Source organism: Pyxidicoccus sp. M6 (assembly GCF_055568925.1).
This window is the reverse complement of sequence record NZ_CM145714.1, coordinates 8,334,656-8,355,268: the sequence shown is the minus strand read 5'-3', so window position 1 is coordinate 8,355,268 and position 20,613 is coordinate 8,334,656. Positions and strand designations below refer to the sequence as shown.

Here is a 20,613-nt window from a genome sequence, read left to right as displayed (position 1 = left end):
GCTCTCTATTGCTTTCCCTGTGGCTGTGGCTGTGGCTGGCTCTTCTCGGCTTCGGGCTTCCGGGGCTTGGAAACCACGTCGCCCCAGTTGGTCCGCGCTTCCATCTCCCGCCGGGTGGGCTCCGGGACGACAGGCTGGCCCTGACGCACCTCCCAGCCTCCGCCCAGCGCCTTGTAGAGAGCGACCAGGTTCGTGGCGATGGCGGAGCTCGCCTCGGCCAGGTTGTTCTGCTGCTCCAGGAGTGAGCGTTGTGCGTCCAGCACGCGCTGGTAGTCCACGGCGCCTTCCCGGTACTGCACCATGGCCAGCTCCACCGAGCGCTGGGCGGACTTCACGGCGGCCTGCTCGAAGGCCAGGGCCTTCTGGGCGTAGACGAAGCCCGCCAGGGCGTCCGTCACCTCCTGGGCCGCCTTGAGCACCGTGTTGCGATAGTTGACCAGCAATTGCTGGAACCGCGCGTCCTCGACCCGCACACCGTTCTTCAGTCGGCCGTAGTTGAGGAAGGGCCAGACGATGCGAGGGCCAATGGAATACATGATGCTGTCGAGCGAGAAAAGGTTGGCGGAGACGCCCGTTGCATTGCTCGCCTGGAGCCCCACGGTGCCCACGATGGTGAAGCTCGGATAGAGGTCCGCTTCGGCGATGCCGATGCGAGCGCACTGCGCGGCGGCAATCAGCTCGGCGCTCCGGACATCCGGACGCCGCCGAAGAATCTCGGCCGGCATGCCGACGGCCACCGTCGCGGGTGCCACCGGAATCTGCTTGGGCCCCGCCAGCAGAGCCTCCACGGCGCCCGTGGGCTGGCCCAACAGTGTGCTCAAGGCATTGCGAGACTGCTCCAGCCCGATTTCCAGCCTGGGAATGGTGGCCCGGGTGCTCTCCAGCAGTGTCGCCGCCTGGGCCACGTCGAGCTCCGAGGTGGCGCCATTTCGGAAGCGCGACTCGGCAATCTTGAGCCCCTCTTCCTGAATCCGGACGTTCTCCTCGGCCTGCGCGATGAGCACCTCGAAGGTGCGAATCGTGACGTAGGTCCGCGCCACCTCCGCGGTGAGAGAGACGACGCCGGACTGGTAGTCCGCCACCGACGCGAGCAGGCCCGCGGTGCTCGCCTCCACGCCCCGCCGATACTTGCCCCAGAAGTCCAGCTCCCAGATGGCGTCGAAGCCCAGCTGGTACTCGAGGTAGTTGCGGTCGAAGCCGGCGATGTTGGGCACGTTGGCCGCGTTTTCACTGATGCCCACCGCGTTCGCGCTGCCGAAAGCCACCTGCGCCTGTGGATACTGCTGACCGGTGACGATGCCCAGCTGGGCGCGGGCCTCCACGATGCGCAGTCCGGCAATCTGCAGCGGCAGGTTCTGCCGGTACGCGAGCTCGACCAGGCGGTCGAGCGTCGGGTCACCGAAGGTCTTCCACCACGCGGTTTCCGTCGCGGCCTGCGTGGAGATTTTCGGGTCGCCCTGGGTGCGCCACTCCTGAGGCACCGCGGCCTCGGGCTTCTTGAACTTGGGTCCTACCGTGCACCCGGCGAGTGCCGATAGGACTCCGAGCAGCGGCAAGGCACCGGCGAAGGGCGGAAGCCCCTGACGCATTCCCTGCCTGTTGTTGGCCATCCCCCGCATTCGAGACACCTCAGTAGGAGAGGAGAATCTGTACTGCGCGGGGCCTGCGGAAGTGCGGCGTGCTCGAATACCCCAGGGGGCAATACGCGATGTCTGCCCAAGGTGCCCGGCACCGACCCGAGGGCGATATGGGCGTCCTCCGCCGTGCAAGCCCGACGTCTGGAGCCTGACGCCGTCAGCTGGCTGCCTTTCCTTCGGGGTCGTGCATTGCGCGCGTCTCGCGGCCGCACAACCCTAGGTGCATGGCACAGCGCACGCAGGCAGAGCCCATGAAGCGGAAGGACTACGAGAAGGAGCTGCGCAAGCTCCAGGCGAGGCTTTGCCTGCTCCAGGACTGGGTCAAGCAGGAGGGGATGCGCGTCGTCGTGGTCTTCGAGGGGCGGGACGCGGCGGGCAAGGGCGGCACGATTCGCGCCATCACCGAACGCGTGAGCCCGCGCGTGTTCCGGGCGGTGGCCCTCCCCGCGCCGTCGAGCCGGGAGAAGACGCAGATGTACCTCCAGCGGTACGTGCCCCATTTCCCCGCGGCGGGCGAAATCGTCATCTTCGACCGCAGTTGGTACAACCGCGCAGGCGTGGAGCCGGTGATGGGCTTCTGCACCGCCGAAGAGCACAAGCGCTTCCTGGAGGGGTGCCCCGTCTTCGAGAAGTACATGGTCGACAGCGGAATCCTCCTGCTGAAAGTCTGGCTCGAGGTCGGCAAGGAGGAGCAGCAGCGGCGGTTCGAGGCTCGCATCGAGGACCCGCTCCGGCAGTGGAAGCTGAGCCCGATGGACGTCGAGTCCTGGACGCGCTGGTACGACTACTCCAAGGCGCGCGACCAGATGCTCGCCGCGACGGATACGCCGTATGCGCCCTGGTACATCCTGCGGTCCGACAGCAAGAAGCGGGCGCGGCTCAACTGCATCCGCTTCCTGCTGGAGAAGATTCCCCACCAGAAGGTGAAGCGTCCCAAGGTGAAGCTGCCCCGCCGCTCGAATCGCGGGTCCTATGACGACGCGGCGTCCATCGAGGGACGGAACTTCATTCCCCAGCACTACTGAACGCCGGGTTGCTCCAGGATGGGGCGCGCCGCCTCCTCCTCGAAGAGCTCGGCGGGGTCTTTCACCACGAGGTCCGCGCCCTGGCGGTGCAGCTCAGCGGCCCGGCCCTGCCGGTCGACGCCCACGACGTAGCCGAAGTGGGCCGCTCGCGCGGCCGCCACGCCGGTGGGCGTGTCGTCGAAGACGACGACGTCCTCGGTGTTGACGCCCAGGGCCCGTGCGGCCGCGAGATAGAGCTCGGGGAGCGGCGTGCCGCCGAGCCGCGCGTCGAAGAGGTCCGCGATGCCGGCCGCCTGGACCATCTCCTCGGTGTGCCTGCTCGCGGAGACGACCGCGGTCTGGAGGCCGGCGGCGCGCACCGCCTGGACGTAGCGGAGCGTCCCCTCATAGGTCTCCACGCGCTCGTTCCGGAGCAGCTCGTTCAGCATTTCGCCCTTGCGGTCGTTCAGCGCGCGGACCGTGCTCTCCGGCAGCGCGATGCCGCGCGAGTCGAGGAACGCGCGGAGGTCCTCCAGGGGCGGCCTGCCGTCGAAGTAACGGCTGTAGTCGCGCACGAGGTCGAAGGGGAGGAAGGGCTCCCCCGCGGACCGCGCGTGGCGCCGCAGGTAGTAGTCGCAGAGCTGCTTCCAGGCCATGGCGTGGAGGCCGGCCGTCTGGGTGAGGACGCCGTCGAGCCCGAAGAGGCAGGCGCGCGCGCGGGGCGGGAGCCCGAGCTCCGTCCGCGCGAAGGGCGGCTGGCCGAGGATGAAGGTGTCCACCGCGTGGGCGAAGCCCTCCTCTTCGTTGCTGCGCGTGACGTGGCGTGAGAGCCGCTGGACCTCGGGGCCGGCGTTGCCCATGGCGATTCCCATTCCGGCGATGCTCAGCATGGGCACGTCATTGAGCATGTCTCCGATGGCGGCGACCTGCTCCAGGGGAAGCTTGAGCAGGCGCGAGGCCTCGCGCACGACCATGCCCTTGTTCGCCTCCGGGTGCGTGACGTCGAGGTAGTAGGAAGTCGAACGTGCCGCTGACGCGTCGGTGCCCAACCGCAGGGACAGCTCGGCCTCGCAGCGAGCGACTCGCGCCGTGTCCTCGCTCACGCCGACAATCTTGATGGGGGCTTCGAGCACTTCGTGCAGGTCCCCGACGACAGTGGGGTCGAACCCGACGTTGTTCCTCTCTCTCGCCACCCGGAACGCGCTCGGGTCTCGGAGGAACCAGTTGGTGCCCTGGTACACCCAGACATCCATGCCTGCTTGCAGGAGGTAGTCCACGGCCTGCCTGGCGATGTCCGGTGCAAGGGTCCGCTGGGCCAGCACCGTCGTGAGGTCGGGCTTGACGTACATGCCGCCGTTGAAGGCAGCCAGGGGAGCGGTGAGGTCCAGCGCGGCAACCAGGCTCGCCATCCCACGGGGAGGCCGCCCGCTCGTGACGGTGAACAGGATGCCGCTGTCGCGCAGCCGGTGGACGGCCTCGCGGGTCTTCTCGGTGAGGACCTTGTCCTTCGTCACCATGGTCCCGTCGATGTCCGCGATGAGCAACTTGATGGTCATGACTGTCTCCAGCGACGAGCCGCCCGCCGGTGCCACCGCACGCGAGGCCGGGTCGGCGACGGTTGGGTCCACGAGCAAGATGGCATCGCGACAGGCCGGCACCATCAGGCCTGCCTCCGCGCACGGGGCAGGCTCGTTGACGAGCGCCCTCCCGCTGATTGCCGGCGAGCCGGCCTGCTCTCAGCTTCCTCTCCGACGGATGGGGAGGAAGAAATGCCAACAATGCCAACCCTCGCCGAGACCGCGCGAGCCCTCGTCGCCGACGGCAAGGGCATACTCGCGGCGGACGAGACGGTCTCCACGATAACGAAGCGCCTGAAGGCGCGCGGAATCGAGTCGACCTCGGACAGCCGCCGCGCCTACCGGGAGATGCTCTTCAGCGCGCCCGACATCGCCGGCTTCATCGGTGGAGTCATCCTCCAGGACGAGACCATCCGCCAGGACAGCTCGACAGGCATTCCGCTGGCCGACCTGCTCGCGGGCCGAGGCATCATCCCCGGCATCAAGGTGGACGCGGGCGTGCGCCCGTTGTCGGGCAGTTCGGGAGAGGTCATCACGGAGGGACTCGACGGGCTCCGTGAGCGGCTCGAGGAGTACCGAGACTTCGGCGCGCGCTTCGCCAAGTGGCGCGCGGTCTTCACCATTCGCGATGGGCAGCCGTCCGAGTGGTGCATCCGCGCGAATGCGCACGCGCTCGCGCGCTACGCCTCCCTCTGCCAGGAGCTGGGCCTGGTGCCCATCGTCGAGCCCGAGGTCCTGATGGATGGCGCGCACGGCCTCGAGCGGTGCGAGGAGGTGACGGGGCGCGTGCTGAAAGCGGTCTTCGACGAGCTCTACGTCGCGCGCGTGTCCCTGGAGGGGATGCTGCTCAAGCCGAACATGGTCATCGCGGGCCAGGACGCGTCCCGGAAGGCCTCGGTGGGCGAGGTGGCGGAGGCGACGCTGCGCACGCTGACGCGCCATGTGCCGCCCGCGGTCCCCGGGGTCGTCTTCCTCTCCGGCGGTCAGGACCATGTCCAGGCCACCGAGCACCTCAATGCCATCAATCAGTTGGAGGGCTCGAAGCCCTGGAAGCTGAGCTTCTCCTACGGCCGCGCGCTGCAGGACGAGGCGCTCCAGGCCTGGCAGGGCCGCGCGGAGAACGTGCCCGCCGGCCAGCAGGTGTTCCACCACCGCGCGTGGTGTGACAGCGCGGCGGCCCTGGGCCGGTACCGCGCCGACATGGAAGGCCTTCACAGCACCCAGACGGGAGACATGCCATGGCAGACCCAGTAGGGACCGAGGAAGCGGGGTACGGAGTGCCGTTGTCCGCCAGGGAGCAGGGCCAGGGCCCCTATGTGCCCGGCCGGGAGCGGAACCGGGGTGGGGGACTGCTCACCTCCCGGGAAGTGGAGTTGATGAACGCGTACTGGCGGGCGTGCAACTACCTGTCGGTGGGGATGATCTACCTCCAGGACAACCCGCTGCTGCGCAGGCCGCTGAAAGATGAAGACATCAAGCACCGGCTGCTCGGCCACTGGGGCGCGAGCCCGGCGCTCTCGTTCGTCTGGGTCCATCTCAACCGGCTCATCGTCGAGCAGGACCTGGATGTGATTTTCGTCGCGGGCCCCGGCCACGGCGCCCCGGGCGTGCTCGGGCCGGCGTACCTCGAGGGCACCTACTCGGAGGTCTATCCGGACAAGAGCCTGGACGCGGAGGGGATGCAGAAGTTCTTCAAGCAGTTCTCCTTCCCCGGCCACATCGGCAGCCACGTCACTCCGGAGACGCCGGGCTCCGTCCATGAAGGTGGCGAGCTCGGCTACAGCCTCTCCCACGCGTACGGCATGGCCTTCGACAATCCCGACCTCATCGTCACCTGCGTCGTGGGTGACGGCGAGGCGGAGACGGGGCCCCTGGCGACGGCGTGGCACTCCAACAAGTTCATCAATCCCAGGTACGACGGCGCCGTGCTGCCCATCCTGAACCTCAACGGGTTCAAGATCGCCAACCCGACCATCCTCTCGCGCATCAGCCAGGAGGAGCTCGAGGCCCTGTTCGTGGGCTACGGCTACAAGCCCTACTTCGTCGAGGGCAGCGACCCGGAGCAGATGCACCAGAAGATGGCCGAGACGTTGGAGGTGGCCGTCGAGGAGATTCACGCCATCCAGAAGAAGGCCCGGCAGGCGGACACGGAGGTGACGCGTCCCCGGTGGCCGATGATCGTCCTGCGCTCGCCCAAGGGCTGGACGGGACCGAAGGAGCTGGACGGGCACATCCTGGAGGGCTCGTGGCGCTCGCACCAGGTCCCCTTCGGCGACGTGCGAGGCAATCCGTCGCACCTGAAGGCGCTCGAGAACTGGATGCGCAGCTACCGGCCCGAGGAGCTGTTCGACGAGCAGGGACGGCTGATTCCCGAGCTGCGGGCACTGGCACCGAAGGGCCGCCGGCGGATGAGCGCGAACCCGCACGCCAACGGCGGTGTGTTGCGCAAGGACCTCAGGCTGCCGGACTTCCGGGACTACGCGGTCAAGGTCGTCGACCGCGGCACCACGCTGCACGAGAACACGAAGCCCCTGGGCGAGTTCCTGCGCGACGTGATGAAGAACAACATGACGAACTTCCGCGTCTTCGGCCCGGATGAGACGGCGTCGAACCGGCTGCAGGCCATCTACCAGGTGAGCAAGAAGACCTGGATGGCGGAGCTGCTACCGGTGGACGCGGACGGCGGCGAGCTCTCGCGGGACGGCCGCGTCATGGAGATGCTGTCCGAGCACACGCTGCTCGGCTGGCTCGAGGGGTACCTGCTCACGGGCCGCCACGGCTTATTCCACACGTACGAGGCGTTCGCCCACGTCATCGACTCCATGTTCAACCAGCACGCCAAGTGGTTGGACATCAGCAAGAACCACGTGAAATGGCGGGCGCCCGTCGCCTCGGAGAACATCCTGCTGTCCTCGACGGTGTGGCGGCAGGACCACAACGGGTTCTCACACCAGGACCCGGGGTTCATCGACCTGGTGACGAACAAGTCCGCCACTGTCACGCGCATCTACCTGCCTCCGGATGCGAACACGCTGCTGGTGGTGGCGGACCAGTGCCTGCGCAGCACCGACTGCGTCAACGTCATCGTGGCGGACAAGCAGAAGCACCTGCAGTTCACCACCATCGACGAGGCCATCGCCCACTGCGCCAAGGGCGTGGGCATCTGGAAGAGGGCGAGCACGGACGTGGACGCGGAGCCGGACGTCGTCCTGGCCAGCTGCGGCGACGTCGCCACGCAGGAGGCCCTGGCAGCGGCCGCCATCCTCCGCGAGCGCGCGCCGAACCTGAAGCTGCGCTTCGTCAACGTCGTCGACCTGTTCAGGCTCCAGTCGGCGGAGGAGCATCCGCACGGGTCCACCGAGCGCGAGCTCGAAGGCGTGTTCACGGCGGACAAGCCCATCATCTTCAGCTTCCACGGCTACGCGTCGCTCATCCACAAGCTCACGTATCGGTTCAAGAACCACGACAACCTGCACGTGCATGGCTACAAGGAGAAGGGCAACATCAACACGCCCTTCGAGCTGGCCATCCTGAACGAGACGTCCCGCTTCCACCTGGTCATCGACATCATCGACCGGGTGCCGGGGATGCGCGCGAAGGCGGGGCACCTGAAGGAGGAGATGCGCAACGCCATCATCGAGAACCTGGGCTACGCGCACCAGCACGGCAGGGACAAGCCTGAGATTGCCGACTGGACGTGGCCGGACTGATGAATTCGCGGACTCCCGCGACGGGCAGCGCGCCGGACGCGCTGCTCGTGCTCAACGCCGGCTCGTCGAGCCTGAAGTTCTCCGTCTTCCTCGATGAGGAGCCTCCTCGGCTCTATCTGAAAGGGGAGTTCGAGGAGCTGACGACCCATCCGAGCTTCAGTGCGCGCGCGGATGGGGCCTGGGTGGGGGAGAAGGAGTGGCCCCCCGGGACACGGCTCGGGCACGAGGGCGCCATCGACTACCTGTTCGAGTGGGGCCGGCAGGGAGTGATGGGCGGGCACCGCATCGCCGCCGTGGGCCATCGCGTGGTCCATGGCGGGATGCGGTTCTCCGGGCCCGCGCGCATCGACGCGGAGGTTCTGGCGGAGCTGGAGTCGCTCGTTCCGCTGGCGCCGCTGCACCAGCCCCACTGTGTCGCGGCGATTCAGGCCGTGATGCGGACGGCGCCCGCGGTGCCACAGGTGGCGTGCTTCGATACGGCGTTCCACCGGACGCTGCCGCATGTGGCCCAGTCGTTTGCCCTGCCTCGCAGGTTCGCGGAGGAGGGCATCCGCCGCTACGGGTTCCATGGGCTGTCGTATGAGTACATCGCCTCGACGCTCCCGCGCGCCGCGCCCGCTGCCGCGGAGGGACGCACGGTGGTGGCGCATCTCGGGAACGGCGCGAGCATGTGTGCGTTGCTCGCGGGGCGTAGCGTGGCGACGACCATGGGGCTCACCGCGCTGGATGGGCTGATGATGGGGACGCGTTGTGGCTCCATCGACCCCGGGGTGCTGCTGTACCTGATGGACCGGCACGGCATGGACGCGCGGGCGCTGGAGCGACTGCTCTATCAGCAGTCCGGTCTGCTGGGCGTCTCCGGGGAGTCCAGTGACATGCGGGAGCTGCTGGAGGGCTCCAGTGAAGCCATCTCCGAGGCGCTGGAGCTGTTCGTGTATCGCATTGCTCGCGAGCTCGGCTCGCTCGCGGCGGCACTGCACGGGCTGGATGCCGTCGTGTTCACGGGCGGCATCGGGGAGCACGCCGCGCCCATCCGCGAGCGGGTGTGCCGTGAGGCGCGCTGGCTCGGGCTGGAGCTGGATGAGGAGGCCAACGCATGTGGAGGGCCCTGCATCACGAAGCCCGGCAGCCGCGTCTCCGCGTGGGTGATTCCCACGAACGAGGAAGCGATGATTGCCCGCCACACCCGGCGCGTGCTCCAGCCAGGGGCCTGGGGCCGAGAGGAGACCCCGGAATCACTCAGGGAGTGACTCCGGCGGGTAGGGCACCAGTTAGCGTGTGGGCGGTCAGTCGGGTTTGGTGGAGGCCTTTTCACGGCTCGTCGGCCATGTCGTCTAGTTGGCCCTGCGCCGTCTCGCGGTAGTGCGGCACGACTTCGACGGCCAGCACATCGCGCATTTCCTGGCGTGCGCTATCGAAGTCGCCAGCCTTCTGGTGGCGGTACATCCTGTGAAGCGCGTCCATCAGCCTGTTGGACCCGTCCGTGATGCGCCGCGAGCTTTCGCGAAGAAGTTCTAGCGCCCCCACGTCCGTTGAAAGTGCCTGCTCAACGCCGGCATCGCTGATGCCCACTTCTCGCGCTGTGCGCCGGAGGAGTGCGCGCACGTCATCGTCGAGGACGAGCGGCGCCCCTTCTCGGATGACCCTGCGTGCCAATGCGCGGATGGGATCCCAATCAATCTTCTCGGGCATGCGTCACCTCTTCTTCCTGCTCGGAGAACACTTGTCCTCTGGCCATTCTTGCTGGCCCTCGCAGTAGCGGAGGCAGTCGTAACACGACCCAGACCAGCCAAATTCTTTGCAGTCGCCATAGGCGCGGATGCAACGCCGCTTCCACTCAGGCAGGTCCGCGTTGTGCGCGTCGTCCCAGGCTTGGGCGGCGTCGGCCGCCGCTTTCCCCCCCGCCCATGAGGACGGCGGCCTCCAGGGAGAACCAAACCAGAGGTACGTGTGACTTGAACCGATTATCTGTGAATCATGGCACTGCGTGGCGAGAGTGATGCACGCCAACGGACGCAGGGCTGATTGGGGCTGGAGGGGTACCGCCCTCCTCGAGAGCCATCCGGAAAGCTGATGGCCCATCGCGCCTTTCGTCTGGTCCACTGATGGTACCCGATGCAGCTTGGGCACCATGGATGATCCTCCCTGTCGCACCGGCGTCGAACCTGAATCACGTTCACCCCGGCCCACTTCATGGAACGCCGGACACGTGCTCGTCCCGCTCGGGGCGGCGCTCAGCCTGTTGCCCTTCGTGTCCACGGGTGTCGCGCTGGTCGCGGGCGCGTTGGTCGCGCTGACCGCAGGCAACCCGTATGGGGCGCTGACCCGTCGTGCCACGCACATGCTGCTGGCGCTCGCGGTGGTGGGGCTGGGCGCGGGCATGGACCTGCGGGTGGTGGCGGCCGTGGGTGTCCACGGCGTCGGCTACACGGTGGTGGGCATCGCCGCATGTCTGGTGTTGGGGACGTTGTTGTCGCGGGTGCTCGGCGTCTCGCGGGATGCGGGCCTGCTCATCAGCGTCGGCACGGCCATCTGCGGAGGAAGCGCCATCGCAGCGGTGGTGCCGGTGCTGCGCCCGAAGGAGCACGAGGTGTCCATCGCGCTGGGCACGGTGTTCCTGCTCAACGCGGTGGCGCTCTTCGTCTTTCCCGCCGTGGGCCACGCGGTGGGCCTGGACGCGCACCAGTTCGGACTGTGGAGCGCGCTGGCCATCCACGACACCAGCTCCGTGGTGGGCGCGGCGATGCAATACGGACCGAGGGCGCTGGAGGTGGCCACCCCCGTGAAGCTGGCGCGGGCCCTCTGGATTGTCCCGCTGACGATGGCGGTGGGGGCCGTGCAGCGCCGGACGGGCGCGGAGGTGGAGCAGGGCAGGGCGCGCAGGCCCTGGTTCATCCTCGGCTTCATCGCTGCGGCGGCGCTCGTCACGTGGGTGCCGGCGCTCCGGCCCGTGGGGCTCGGGGTTGCGGCCGTGTCCCGTCAGGCGCTGGTGCTGACGTTGTTCCTCATCGGCGCCAACCTCACGCGGAGCGCCGTGCGCGCGGTGGGCGTGCGGCCCCTGGCGCAGGGCGTGGGCCTGTGGGTGTGCATGGCCGGCCTGAGCCTGGGCGCAATCCTGCTCCACGTCATCGCGTGAAGCTCAGGGTTGCAGCAGGGCCGGCGGAGTGGCGCGGGCATGGCGCAGGAAGCGGCCGGCGACGCCCGAAGGCGTGTCCACGGGGAGCACCCACGAGAAGGCCCGCTCCACCCGGAGGCCCGGCAACGGCAGCGGCCGGAGGCGGCCCGAGGCGCGCTCGGCCTGGATGCTCCAGAGGGAGAGGAAGCCCACGCCGAGGCCCGCGGACACGGCGCCCTTGATGGCCTCGGTGCTGCCGAGCTGCAGGTCTCCCGTCCCGGGCCCGCGCCGGACTCCGGCGCGCCGCAGGGCGCGCTCCATGACGGCGCGCGTGCCCGAGCCCGGCTCGCGCCACAGCAGCGGCACCGCCTTGAGCATGTCGACCGAGCGCACGCGGAGCAGCTCCGCGGGCGCCTGCGAGGCGACGACGGGCACCAGCTCGTCGTCGAGGTAGTGCTCCAAGCGGATGCGGGGCGCGCGGGCGTGGCCCTCCACGAGCCCCAGCGGGACGCGGCCCTCGCCGACCCAGGCCAGCACCTGCTCGGTGTTGCCCACCTCCAGGCGCACCTGCACGTCCCGGTGGAGGCGGAGGAAGGACGCCAGCAGCTCCGGCACGACGTAGCTGGCGACGGTGGTGCTCGCCGCCAGGGCCAGCTCGCCGCCCACGGACTCCTCGCCCGCCACCGCGAGCGCGGCCTCGTCGAGGAGCTGCTGGTGGCGCCGCGCATACTCCAGGAGGACGCGCCCGGCCTCGTTGAGGCGGACGCCCCGGGCGGTGCGCACCAGCAGGGGACGGCCGCACTCGCGCTCCAACTGGTGGATCTGCGCGGTGACGGCCGGCTGCGACAGGTGCAGCAGCCGAGAGGCCGCGGACACCTGACCCGTCGTCGCCACCACGCGGAAGGTCTCGAGACGGCGCGGGTCGAGTCGGGTGGACACCAGGGCCTCCAGGCAAGCCGCCCTGGCCCCGTCTGGACTCAGGGCAAAAAAGAAAACCCCGGAATCACTCAGAGAGTGACTCCGGGGTTCGCTGTGGCCAGGGTCGGACTTGAACCGACTACCTGCGGATTATGAGACCGCCGCTCTAACCAGGTGAGCTACCTGGCCACAAAGTGCTGCCCCCTATACCGGGATGGACGGGCCGCCGCAAGAGCTTCGATGAGGGATAACCGGCTCGCGGTTTCCCCTTCTTCCTGAAGGCGTCCGTACCCGCTGCTCGTCGGCACGGTGCTCCCCTGCCCGGGGAGCGTCCCAGCACCCCCCAAGCCTCCGCGGGGAGTGGGGGCAGGGGCGGAAGGCCGAAGCAAGGCGCCGTTGGCAGCCCTGGACCGCTTGCGACCGACGCGGGCAGGTGCCCGCACCACGCGAGCATCAAGTCATCACTTCGCGGCTTCGAGAGAAAATGAGCCCCGTTCTCTGGACTGCACCGATGCATAGGAAGTCGCCGGAGTCGAAGCCGACATGGAGGACTCGCTGGGCGGCATCCCCGAGGAGCGTTGGGCCCATGAGCTTTGCGAGGTGTCTGACGGCGAGCGCGGCGTACGCCAGGCACAAGGGGTATTCGGCGTCGTTCCCGAGCCCGTTCTCGCGCCCGTAGGCCACGCGATAAATGGCATCAAGGACGGCGGAGCTCGCGTCGGGCGTGTCCTCGCCCCAGCGCTGCCTGAAAAGCCAGTCGGGGTCGTTCGCACTGTAGGGTGCCCCGATGAGATGAAGGTCCGCGGTGACGCCGCCCTGCACGACCGGGTTGAAGAGGCCAAACCACAGACCCGTCACCAGCGCTTGCGGTGGCATCGGCCGCATGAGGGTTTCGAGCCACCGCTGGAGCTGTTGGAGATCGCCCTCGATATCCAGTGAACGAAGAGCGGACCAGTCCGGGTGAGGGCGTGCGGTTTCGCAGAATTGAATGACGCGCAGGAGTCCTGCCGTGACGGGGACGTCCGACTTCACCACGCGCTCAATTTCACTGAAGAGCCTACCGACGTTGTAGGAGACCATGGAGTCGATCCATCCGCTGGACATCTATCCGATATCAGGAACCGGGTTGGAGGCCTGGGGGACAGCAATCCTCGAAGCCTATCTCATCAGGCGGAAAGGAAGTGCACTACCTGACGGGTCGAGGAGAAGGACGGTGTCCGGAGAAAGCCGGCAAGTGTCGAGCAGTGTCCGGCATGCGCATTGCCCCGCCCACGGGTGCTCGCGGTCCTCTCGCTCGTCGTGAGCTTCGCGGGTTGAGTTGGAGGAAGACGTCGACCCGTGAGGGCCGAACGTCAGCAAGGTTTCCCGCCAGGACTCTTACGCCGCCGCGAGGGCGTCCCTTTCTCAGCGCAGGTCTCCGCGACTGCTCCGTCTCGGCGGGAGCGCCCGTCCTGGCGGGTTCTGGTTGGCGTGCTGACGCCATCGCCCGCAGCCACAAAGTGCTTGAGCAGGCCGTTCAGGCCGGGGCGCTCGATTCCGTGGCGCGTGCGCAATCGTTGCGGCGGTTGGAGGAATCGGGGCGGCTGCTGGATGATGCAACGCGCGACTACCGCGTGGCTCGGGCGCGGTGGCGCAGAAGACTCGGGGCGGTGGCTCCGCAAGGAGGTCGGTGATGAAGGAAACGCCCTGCGCACCGCGGAGAACGCATCATCGCTGCACGCCGCTGCGCGTGTGGTTCCGCAGCCCTCGGCTGGCCCGACTCTCTTCTCTGACCATCTGGAGATGAAATGACGCTCGTACCGCTTCTTGTCGTCGTCCTCGCATCGACAGCGACCGCAGGTGACGTGCCGCGCTCGGGCTATTTCGGTGCGGGAGTCAACCTGGAGCCCATCGCACTGGGGCCCGTGCAGGCGTTCTCGGGCGGCCGAGCGGCGGTAGGCGTCAGCCTCCAAGCCTCGCTCCAAGTGGATCTCGGTGCCCGGTGGGCGTTCCGCCTGCCGCTGGAGTTGGGGGTAGGCGGCTCCGGGGATTCCACCTTCTCCGAGCTGGGCCTCACCCCGGGGCTGCTCTACCGCTGGCGCGACGATGCAGGCCAGCGATGGATTCCGTACTTCGGTGGCGGGCTGAAGCTCGGAGCCGCAGGAGCGGGCAGAGAGCTTCTGGGGCTACCTCTCGTCTCCGTGCGAGCGCTCGACCTCGACTTCGATGACGGCGACGGCGAATCGGATCCCAACTTCGAGTCGCGACTGGGCGCTTTCCCGGAAGTCTGGGCCGGGATGGAATGGCACCCCAACCGATGGTTCGCGCTCAACCTGGGAGGTGCCTATACCTACGTGCGGGTGCGCGGCACGAACGTTCATCTGCTGCATGAACGGGTGGGCGTGAGGTTCTCCCTTTAGCGCGCCTCCCTCATGAGGACGCATCGTCGCGTGGAGGTTCTGGTGCTCGTGCTGCTTCACGGCCGGACCATGTTGGCGGGCGCCGAGCCGCTGACATCCTCGACACTGTCGAAGAGCAATTGCCCGATGTAGTCGAAGTTGTGGGCCCACGCCCCGGGGTCCTTCTTGCTCAACTGGTAGTTGTGGGTCGCCTTCACGAGAGCGGGCGTGAAGGGGGCGAACGCGTTGGCCGACACGGCTTCGGCGGGGCTACACGTGCCGTTCTTGTCCGTGTCCTTGAAGAAGTACGGGTTGACCTCTCCGTCGTAGCAGATGCCATTGCCAGTCACTGCCCGCATGGCCGCGAGCAGGCGCGCGGCCATGCCCTCCACCTCCGCCTTCAGGCTCTCGGAGGTGTTCCCGTCGCCGTCATGGTCGAGCAGGTGGGCGCTGCGGATCTGCTCCGCGGCGCTCTGGTCGGCATGGCAGTTCTCACAGCGCTGGTTCCAGGTGTCCGCGACACGGAAGGTGTGGTTGCTGTTCCCCGGGACGTGGCAGCTCGTGCACTGCACTCCGCCCGTGTGCGCGAGCCGGCCGGCGTAGGTCTTCCCCGCGTATTCGTAGCCAATCTTCGCGAGCGCCCCCTCGCGCGTTCCGGCCGCGGGCAGGTAGTGCACGTTCTGGAAGCGCAGCGAGCCACCCGCCGCGAGCGCGGCATCGATGGTGGCCTTCGAGGCGCGACCGATGTGGCAGTTGGCGCAGAGGTTGTCCTGGCCGGGCAGGCTCACCGTCTTGCCGTCGGGGAGCCAGGTCCGGGTAGGGACGAAGACGTCGTACGTCGGCTCGAAGTTCTCGTGGCAGGTGAAGCACTCGAGGCCGTTGGCGGTCTCCGGGACGGACTGGCCCACCCCATACTGGACGAAGAACCGGTAGCCCTGCGCGCCGCTGTGGCAGCGCGAGCAGCCCGCCTGGACCGCTTCACTGGAGTCCCAGTTGCGCGCCGCCTTGCTCGCGCCGTTGAAGTGCCCGGGGTCGTTGCGGACGAGCAGGGACGTGTCGAAGGGAACGGCCAGCGCGGAGTTCAGCGACTGCGTGGAGTCATGCAGGAGCTGGATGACGTACTTGGCATTGTGCGCGAACGCGCCCGGGTCCACCTTGGACAGCTGGTAGTTGTACGCCGCCTTCTGGAGGCGCGGAGTCCAGCTCGCGAAGCGGTTGGTGGCCGCGGACTCGGTCTGGCTGCACGCCCCGTCGCCGTCGGTGTCCTTGAACCAGTACGGATGGACGTTGCCGTAGCAGAGGCGCTGGGCCCGCTCCGCGCCATACCGCTGGATGGCCGCGAGCAGCTTCTCGCGCAGGCCCTGCAGCTCGAAGTAGATACCCTCCGCCCGGTTGCCGTCGCCGTCGTAGTCCTGGTTGCGCGAGGCAATCTGCCGGATGTTCCACGCCTTCGTCACGTCCGTCGTGCCGGGGTGACAGGTGGAGCAGGCCTCCCAGCGGACCTGCGTGCTGTGCGGGTCATGGCACTCGTTGCACTTGTCGAAGCCTGGCACGTGGCGGAAGCGCGTGTCGTAGACCTGGCCGGTGTACTGGTAGCCGCCGGCGGCCTGGCTCGCGAAGAGGGTCGCCGCGGCGGGGTAGTAGTGGATGTTCGTGAAGCCCAGGGCGGGGTTGGCGGTGTCCTCGCCCGTGACGCCTGCGTCGGCCACCTGCGCGTCGATGTCCCGGCCCGCGGCACGTCCCTGGTGGCACACCATGCACCGGGCCTCGGCGCCGAGCCCGCTGACCGCCTTGCCCGAGGGAAAGGTGACCGAGGTCAGGCTGGAGGCGGCGCCATTGTGGCACGCGTCGCAGCGCACCCCCGACTGCACGCGCCCCGGAGTCTCCACCCGGCCCGGGGCTGTGCCGTCCCCACCGAGGAAGTCGACGAAGCCCTCCGTGCTGTGACACCGCGCGCACGTGGTCGGCACGCTGCCCTCCTCGTTCCAGTGGGAGAACGCCTCGGCCGAGACGTCGGCGTGCGGCGAGCCGGCCCAGCGGGTGAAGAACGGCACCTGGTCCGGAGGGACACCCGCGTCGGAGCTGACGACGGGCGCCGTCACCACGATGACGTGTCGCGCCGTGAGGCGGGACTTCGTCCCGGTGACCTTCACCGCGGTCTCCCCCACGGCCACGCCCGTGACGAGGCCCGTGGCGTCCACGGTGGCCAGCTCCGGGTTCTCGCTCTCGAAGGTGTAGCCAGGGTCCTTCGCGTCGCGCGTGGTGGCGGTGAGCTGGATGCTCGCTCCCAGCAGGACCGCGTGGGGGCCCTCGGTCGTGATGGAGGCGGTGTCGGACTCCAGCTGGGCACAGGCGGCCAGCACCATCATCCAGGAGATGAGGCCGAGCAGGCGCGGCGACGGACGTCGCGGGGGAAGGGGCCTCGCGGGCGACAGGCAGGGCTTCATGGTTGGGCTCCGTTGGAGATCCACGCCAGCAGGGTCTGATACTCGGGAGTGCCGTCCGGGTAGACGGCGCCCCCGCCGTGGCCCACCCCCGACGCCTTGCGCAGGAGGCGGCTCGCGGGCGGATTGGAGGCGTCGATGAAGGAGGTGGCTTGCACGTAGTCGGCTTCCGCCTCGCCGCTCAGCACGAGGCCGGTGTCGCCCGCGGCACCTCCCGCGCGATGGCAGCCCTGACACCCGGAGACGAGCAGCGGATGGACTTCGCTCGCGAAGGAGACCTTCGCTCCGCCGTCCGCGCCGCCTCCAGTGCCCGGCGGGGGAGTGCCCGCGTCCGGAGACGGGTCTCCGCGGCTGAAGTCCGCGCAGCCGGCGCTCAGGCAGACCAGCGCCGCGAGCAGCGCGGTGGCTCCAGACAGGCAGGGGCTAGAACTCATACGCCACCACCAGTCGCGTGAAGTCGTCCGGCGTCTCATCGGCCTTTTCCATGTTCCAGTAGTGGTAGAGGCCCGCGCTCAAGCCCTGCCACCGCGCGACCACGCCGACATTGTGGGTCGAGCCGTCCTGGCGGGTGAGGTCGCTCTTGTCCAGGATGAGTCCCCGCTGGTTGCCGAAGGTCCGCAGGCCCTGGCGGTACTGCACGTAGAGCCAGTCGTTGGGGTGGTATCGCAGCAGCACGTAGCTGGCGAAGTGGTAGTAGTCCGCGCCCGGCCCGCCATACCCCTCCTCGGTGCCCCCGGAGACGTCCGCGCGCAGGAGCCCTGCGCCCAGCGAGAAGTGCTCGAGGAAGCGGTATCCCCTCGGGCGCCACGCCATCACGTCCAGGGCCTGCATGAACAGCCTCCGCCCGAACCCGAGCCGGTTGTAATAGGGCGAGTACCAGACGCTGAGGGGGCCCCAGGAGGCGGCGAGCCTCGCGCCCCAGCCGAGCTTCACGTCCTCAAGCGGCGCGAAGTCCGACTGGAGGTTGATGATGGAGTCGGCCTCACGCAGTCGGTAGCCGGAGATGGCGTAGGCGTCCGCCGACAACAGGAAGGGGCCCACGCGGCGCTGCGCGTTCACGGCGACGCCTTCCCGGGCGAAGATGACCGGGAGGACGCGCTGGTCGAAGGCGGCGTGTCCGCCATAGTTGTGGTGGTAGAGCGGCTCGCCACCGAAGGGCACGAGCAGCTTGCCAAACCTCGCGGAGACCTTCACCGGCCAGGACTCCGGGCTGAGTCGGGCACCCACCTCCCAGAACTGCAGCGAGAGCACCTCCACGGTGAGAGTCACCGGGTCCCCGGTGGACTGGCGCGTGAGGAAGAGGAAGTGGTGGTAGCTGCGGAGCGCGTTGACGCCTTCCCCCTGGAAGGGATGGTCGTTGTAGCCGAGGCGCTCGTAGTTGAGGTCAAAGCGGCCGTTCAGCCGCAGCGAGCCCAGCAGCGGGTACGTCCCGAGGGAGATGCCGTCATGCCCATGTGCTCCGGCGGGAGGCGCCGGGGAGGCGGGCGGGCTGGAGGGAGCAGGCGCCGGCGCGGCGGCCACCGGGGGCGGGAGGCCTGGCGCCTCGGCGGGCGCGGGGGCCGGCCCGGGAGCGCCGGCATCAATCCATCGGGCGAGGAGCGCCAGCTCCGCGCTCCCGGGCTCCCAGATGGCTCCTCCCGGGTGGTCCTCTCCGCGAGCACGCTCGAAGAGGACGCTCTTCTCCGAGGCCCCCGGCACCACCAGGGCCACAGCCGACTGGAAGTGCTGGCGCGCATCCGGGTGGGTCAGATACCGGCTGGCGGCGGCCATTCCGTCCGACGTGTGGCAGCTCGAGCATCCGGACATCAGCAGCTCGTGCACGCGAGGCTCGAAGCTCGGAGCCTCGGAGGCCGCGGCGACCGAGGGCACGGGAGCGGCGACCGAGGGCACGGGAGCGGCCACCGGGGGAATTGGAGCGGAGTCGGATGGGGGCCGCGGTGGCTTCACGTCCTGGGCGGGGTTGCTCGCGGGAGCCGGGGACGTGGGGCCCGCGGGCACCGGCGCCGAGGCCACCTGTGCCCTGCCGGCCACGGCGCCGCCTTCAATCCAGCGCAGCAGCGTCGTGTACTCGGGCGACTCGGCCGCGAGTGCCTTCTTCCCGCCATGCAGCGTCGCGCCGATGCCCTTCCTCAGGAGCGGGCTCTGGGCGGCGTCCTCGCGCTTCACGAAGCGCAACGTCGCCTCGTAGTCGCCGGGCTCTCCGCGAAGGACCCAGCGGGACTTCGCCGCCTTTCCTTCCGGGCGATGGCAGCTCGCGCAGGCCTTCTCGAGGACGGGCTTCGCGTCCTCCGCGAAGGTCGGCACGCGGGGCCGCGCCGCGGCGGGAGGACGCTTCGACGGCGTCCCGGCGGCTTCCGCGGGAGCCTTCGGGGGCGCGGTGGGCGCCGCGGGCGGCTCGGCCACACCCGCGTCGGGAGCCCCGGCCGTGGGCGCCGCGGGCGGCCGGATGCCGAGCCGCTCCTGGAGCTGCCGGCGTCGCTCCTCCTGGGACTGGGCCCGGGAGGGGGACGGCAGGGCGATGAGGAGCGCGAGCGCGCAGAGCGGCGCGAGGCGCGGGCTAGCGAGCGACATGGCACCCCTCGCAGCGCATGGCGCTCACGGCCTTGGCGCTCCCGCCGTCGTGACAGCTCCCACAGAAGCGGCCCTCCTTCATGTCCTGGTGGGTGAAGCCGAGCGGCGCCTGCGGAAAGGTACTGGGATGACAACTGTAGCAACGCTGCGATTCGTGCGCCCAGTGGGAGAACAGCGCGGGCACGGGCTGGGGGCGTGCCTTCACGGGCGGGATGCGCACGTCCTGGGGCATGGTGAAGGCGAGGATGGGCGTGGCGAAGAGGGCGGCGCCGAGGAGCGCGAGCCACCAGCGGAGGCCGCGCCGTGCGGAGCTTGCCAGGGGCCGGGGGGCCGGAGAGTCCGAGCTCACAGTGCCTTCTGCTCCTTGAGAATCTTCCACACGGTGGACACATAGAGGCCCACGCCCAGCAGGACGAGGGGCACGCCAAGGACTGCGAAGAGGACGAAGGTCAGCGGCGTCCAGTGGAGGCTGGTGAAGAGCTGCACCAGCAGCCCCATCAGGACGAAGAGGGCTGAGATCCGGATGCGCTTCTCGTGGCTCATGGTGCCTCCGCCTGCCAGAACTTCTGGGCCTTCACACCCTCCATGTCATGCGCGAGCGTGTGGCAGGTGAGGCAGGAGCGCTGTCCGCTCTGGAGCTCGGCCTGGAGCTCCCGGTGGGAGGCGGACTCGAGGAATCCGCGCGCATCGTCGTGGCAGTGGAGGCAGTTGTAGTTGGGATACGCCTGATAGAGCCTGGGCTTCTCCGGGATGGTTCCGAAGTAGTGGACCCAGACGTGACGGAGGCCGTTGAGCTTGGCCTTCGCGTCTCCGAAGAGGGCGTAGTCGGTGTGGCACGCGTAGCAGGTGGAGTCTCGTGGGATGAGGCGCTTCTGGTAGTGCATCGCCGCGAGCGACTCGGCGTTGTCCACGAAGAGGCTCTTCCCGAAGGGCTCCATCTCGTGACAGCTCACGCAGAACTGCGTCTGGCTCGACTCGCGGACGCCCACCGTGACACCCGCTCCGGTGACGACCAGCGGCAGCAGCCCGAGCCCGCCGAGCAGCACCAGCCGGCCCAGGCGGTTGGCGGTCAGCGCCCCCGCGGCGTAGGCGATGAGGCCCACCAACACGACGACCGCCGCGACAATCACGATGAGGACGCTGGGCACGCCCAATTCCTATCATCCCTCCCGAAGACCGCGCAGCTCTCGTTTCGGAAAATGTGCCCCATGTCCGCGGGCGGGTTCCCGTGAAGCGCCCCGTGGACCTGGCAGCGCGCT

The 20,613-nt window shown here is 68.8% G+C and carries 17 protein-coding genes and 1 tRNA gene; 6 read left to right on the top strand and 12 right to left on the bottom strand.

Annotation, left to right across the window (positions count from 1 at the left end; all coding sequences use genetic code 11):
- Window positions 1-5: 5 nt before the first annotated feature.
- Entirely contained in the window at window positions 6-1,610 is a 1,605-nt protein-coding gene (locus ACVTJA_RS32745; RefSeq protein ID WP_465825500.1) for an efflux transporter outer membrane subunit, read from the bottom strand.
- A gap of 278 nt (window positions 1,611-1,888) precedes the next feature.
- Between ACVTJA_RS32745 and ppk2 the strand changes: the two genes are divergently transcribed.
- Window positions 1,889-2,662, top strand: a complete 774-nt coding sequence (gene ppk2, locus ACVTJA_RS32740) for a polyphosphate kinase 2 (RefSeq protein WP_465825499.1) — start codon at window positions 1,889-1,891, stop codon at window positions 2,660-2,662.
- On the opposite strand, the gene ACVTJA_RS32735 is transcribed toward ppk2, so the two are convergent.
- On the bottom strand, window positions 2,656-4,197 hold the full coding sequence (locus ACVTJA_RS32735) for a Cof-type HAD-IIB family hydrolase (RefSeq protein WP_465825498.1): 1,542 nt from the start codon (window positions 4,195-4,197) through the stop codon (window positions 2,656-2,658). The genes ppk2 and ACVTJA_RS32735 overlap by 7 nt on opposite strands.
- Before the next feature lie 222 nt (window positions 4,198-4,419).
- Between ACVTJA_RS32735 and ACVTJA_RS32730 the strand changes: the two genes are divergently transcribed.
- The 3 genes from ACVTJA_RS32730 to ACVTJA_RS32720 are packed head-to-tail and all read left to right on the top strand — an operon-like array spanning window position 4,420 to window position 9,178.
- Window positions 4,420-5,472 carry a class I fructose-bisphosphate aldolase gene (locus ACVTJA_RS32730; protein WP_465825497.1) on the top strand — a complete coding sequence of 351 codons (1,053 nt, stop codon included), beginning with the start codon at window positions 4,420-4,422 and terminating at the stop codon, window positions 5,470-5,472.
- Complete coding sequence (locus ACVTJA_RS32725) at window positions 5,457-7,928, top strand: phosphoketolase family protein (protein ID WP_465825496.1); 2,472 nt, start codon at window positions 5,457-5,459, stop codon at window positions 7,926-7,928. Before ACVTJA_RS32730 ends, ACVTJA_RS32725 begins: the two co-directional genes overlap by 16 nt.
- A complete protein-coding gene (locus tag ACVTJA_RS32720) occupies window positions 7,928-9,178 on the top strand; it encodes an acetate/propionate family kinase (protein ID WP_465825495.1) in 1,251 nt (416 codons plus the stop codon). Before ACVTJA_RS32725 ends, ACVTJA_RS32720 begins: the two co-directional genes overlap by 1 nt.
- Before the next feature lie 61 nt (window positions 9,179-9,239).
- On the opposite strand, the gene ACVTJA_RS32715 is transcribed toward ACVTJA_RS32720, so the two are convergent.
- The gene (locus ACVTJA_RS32715; RefSeq protein WP_465825494.1) at window positions 9,240-9,620 is read right to left on the bottom strand and encodes a DUSAM domain-containing protein; all 381 of its coding nucleotides are present in this window, start codon (window positions 9,618-9,620) and stop codon (window positions 9,240-9,242) included.
- Window positions 9,621-10,137: 517 nt separating this feature from the next.
- Here ACVTJA_RS32715 and ACVTJA_RS32710 point away from each other — a divergent pair.
- Window positions 10,138-11,064, top strand: a complete 927-nt coding sequence (locus ACVTJA_RS32710; protein ID WP_465825493.1) for a YeiH family protein — start codon at window positions 10,138-10,140, stop codon at window positions 11,062-11,064.
- 3 nt (window positions 11,065-11,067) lie between these two features.
- Here the strand turns inward: ACVTJA_RS32710 and ACVTJA_RS32705 are convergent, their stop codons facing one another.
- The 3 genes from ACVTJA_RS32705 to ACVTJA_RS32695 all read right to left on the bottom strand — a co-directional run bounded on the left by ACVTJA_RS32705 (window position 11,068) and on the right by ACVTJA_RS32695 (window position 13,041).
- Window positions 11,068-11,982: a LysR substrate-binding domain-containing protein gene (locus tag ACVTJA_RS32705; protein WP_465825492.1), complete on the bottom strand. Its 915-nt coding sequence runs from the start codon at window positions 11,980-11,982 to the stop codon at window positions 11,068-11,070.
- 94 nt (window positions 11,983-12,076) lie between these two features.
- Window positions 12,077-12,150, bottom strand: a tRNA-Ile gene (locus tag ACVTJA_RS32700).
- 264 nt (window positions 12,151-12,414) lie between these two features.
- Window positions 12,415-13,041: a hypothetical protein gene (locus tag ACVTJA_RS32695; RefSeq protein WP_465825491.1), complete on the bottom strand. Its 627-nt coding sequence runs from the start codon at window positions 13,039-13,041 to the stop codon at window positions 12,415-12,417.
- 707 nt (window positions 13,042-13,748) lie between these two features.
- Here ACVTJA_RS32695 and ACVTJA_RS32690 point away from each other — a divergent pair.
- Window positions 13,749-14,360: a hypothetical protein gene (locus tag ACVTJA_RS32690; RefSeq protein ID WP_465825490.1), complete on the top strand. Its 612-nt coding sequence runs from the start codon at window positions 13,749-13,751 to the stop codon at window positions 14,358-14,360.
- A 56-nt stretch (window positions 14,361-14,416) separates the two neighbouring features.
- On the opposite strand, the gene ACVTJA_RS32685 is transcribed toward ACVTJA_RS32690, so the two are convergent.
- From ACVTJA_RS32685 to ACVTJA_RS32660, 6 genes are read right to left on the bottom strand one after another with little or no spacing between them, the layout of a single operon-like run.
- Window positions 14,417-16,786 carry an Ig-like domain-containing protein gene (locus ACVTJA_RS32685; protein WP_465825489.1) on the bottom strand — a complete coding sequence of 790 codons (2,370 nt, stop codon included), beginning with the start codon at window positions 16,784-16,786 and terminating at the stop codon, window positions 14,417-14,419.
- Complete coding sequence (locus ACVTJA_RS32680; RefSeq protein WP_465825488.1) at window positions 16,783-17,217, bottom strand: hypothetical protein; 435 nt, start codon at window positions 17,215-17,217, stop codon at window positions 16,783-16,785. Before ACVTJA_RS32680 ends, ACVTJA_RS32685 begins: the two co-directional genes overlap by 4 nt.
- A complete protein-coding gene (locus ACVTJA_RS32675) occupies window positions 17,207-19,354 on the bottom strand; it encodes a hypothetical protein (RefSeq protein ID WP_465825487.1) in 2,148 nt (715 codons plus the stop codon). The genes ACVTJA_RS32680 and ACVTJA_RS32675 overlap by 11 nt, the downstream gene beginning before the upstream one ends.
- Entirely contained in the window at window positions 19,341-19,703 is a 363-nt protein-coding gene (locus ACVTJA_RS32670) for a c(7)-type cytochrome triheme domain-containing protein (protein WP_465825486.1), read from the bottom strand. Before ACVTJA_RS32670 ends, ACVTJA_RS32675 begins: the two co-directional genes overlap by 14 nt.
- Window positions 19,700-19,897, bottom strand: a complete 198-nt coding sequence (locus ACVTJA_RS32665) for a hypothetical protein (RefSeq protein ID WP_465825485.1) — start codon at window positions 19,895-19,897, stop codon at window positions 19,700-19,702. The genes ACVTJA_RS32670 and ACVTJA_RS32665 overlap by 4 nt, the downstream gene beginning before the upstream one ends.
- On the bottom strand, window positions 19,894-20,502 hold the full coding sequence (locus ACVTJA_RS32660; RefSeq protein ID WP_465825484.1) for a NapC/NirT family cytochrome c: 609 nt from the start codon (window positions 20,500-20,502) through the stop codon (window positions 19,894-19,896). The genes ACVTJA_RS32665 and ACVTJA_RS32660 overlap by 4 nt, the downstream gene beginning before the upstream one ends.
- Window positions 20,503-20,613 lie beyond the last annotated feature (111 nt).

Coding starts and splice junctions, on each gene's coding strand:
- ACVTJA_RS32735 (WP_465825498.1), bottom strand. CDS start 4,197: ATGACCATCAAGTTGCTCATCGCGGACATCGACGGGACCATGGTGACG.
- ACVTJA_RS32685 (WP_465825489.1), bottom strand. CDS start 16,786: ATGAAGCCCTGCCTGTCGCCCGCGAGGCCCCTTCCCCCGCGACGTCCG.
- ACVTJA_RS32725 (WP_465825496.1), top strand. CDS start 5,457: ATGGCAGACCCAGTAGGGACCGAGGAAGCGGGGTACGGAGTGCCGTTG.
- ACVTJA_RS32695 (WP_465825491.1), bottom strand. CDS start 13,041: ATGGTCTCCTACAACGTCGGTAGGCTCTTCAGTGAAATTGAGCGCGTG.
- ACVTJA_RS32680 (WP_465825488.1), bottom strand. CDS start 17,217: ATGAGTTCTAGCCCCTGCCTGTCTGGAGCCACCGCGCTGCTCGCGGCG.
- ACVTJA_RS32715 (WP_465825494.1), bottom strand. CDS start 9,620: ATGCCCGAGAAGATTGATTGGGATCCCATCCGCGCATTGGCACGCAGG.
- ACVTJA_RS32730 (WP_465825497.1), top strand. CDS start 4,420: ATGCCAACCCTCGCCGAGACCGCGCGAGCCCTCGTCGCCGACGGCAAG.
- ACVTJA_RS32665 (WP_465825485.1), bottom strand. CDS start 19,897: ATGAGCCACGAGAAGCGCATCCGGATCTCAGCCCTCTTCGTCCTGATG.
- ACVTJA_RS32690 (WP_465825490.1), top strand. CDS start 13,749: ATGACGCTCGTACCGCTTCTTGTCGTCGTCCTCGCATCGACAGCGACC.
- ACVTJA_RS32675 (WP_465825487.1), bottom strand. CDS start 19,354: ATGTCGCTCGCTAGCCCGCGCCTCGCGCCGCTCTGCGCGCTCGCGCTC.
- ppk2 (WP_465825499.1), top strand. CDS start 1,889: ATGAAGCGGAAGGACTACGAGAAGGAGCTGCGCAAGCTCCAGGCGAGG.
- ACVTJA_RS32745 (WP_465825500.1), bottom strand. CDS start 1,610: ATGGCCAACAACAGGCAGGGAATGCGTCAGGGGCTTCCGCCCTTCGCC.
- ACVTJA_RS32720 (WP_465825495.1), top strand. CDS start 7,928: ATGAATTCGCGGACTCCCGCGACGGGCAGCGCGCCGGACGCGCTGCTC.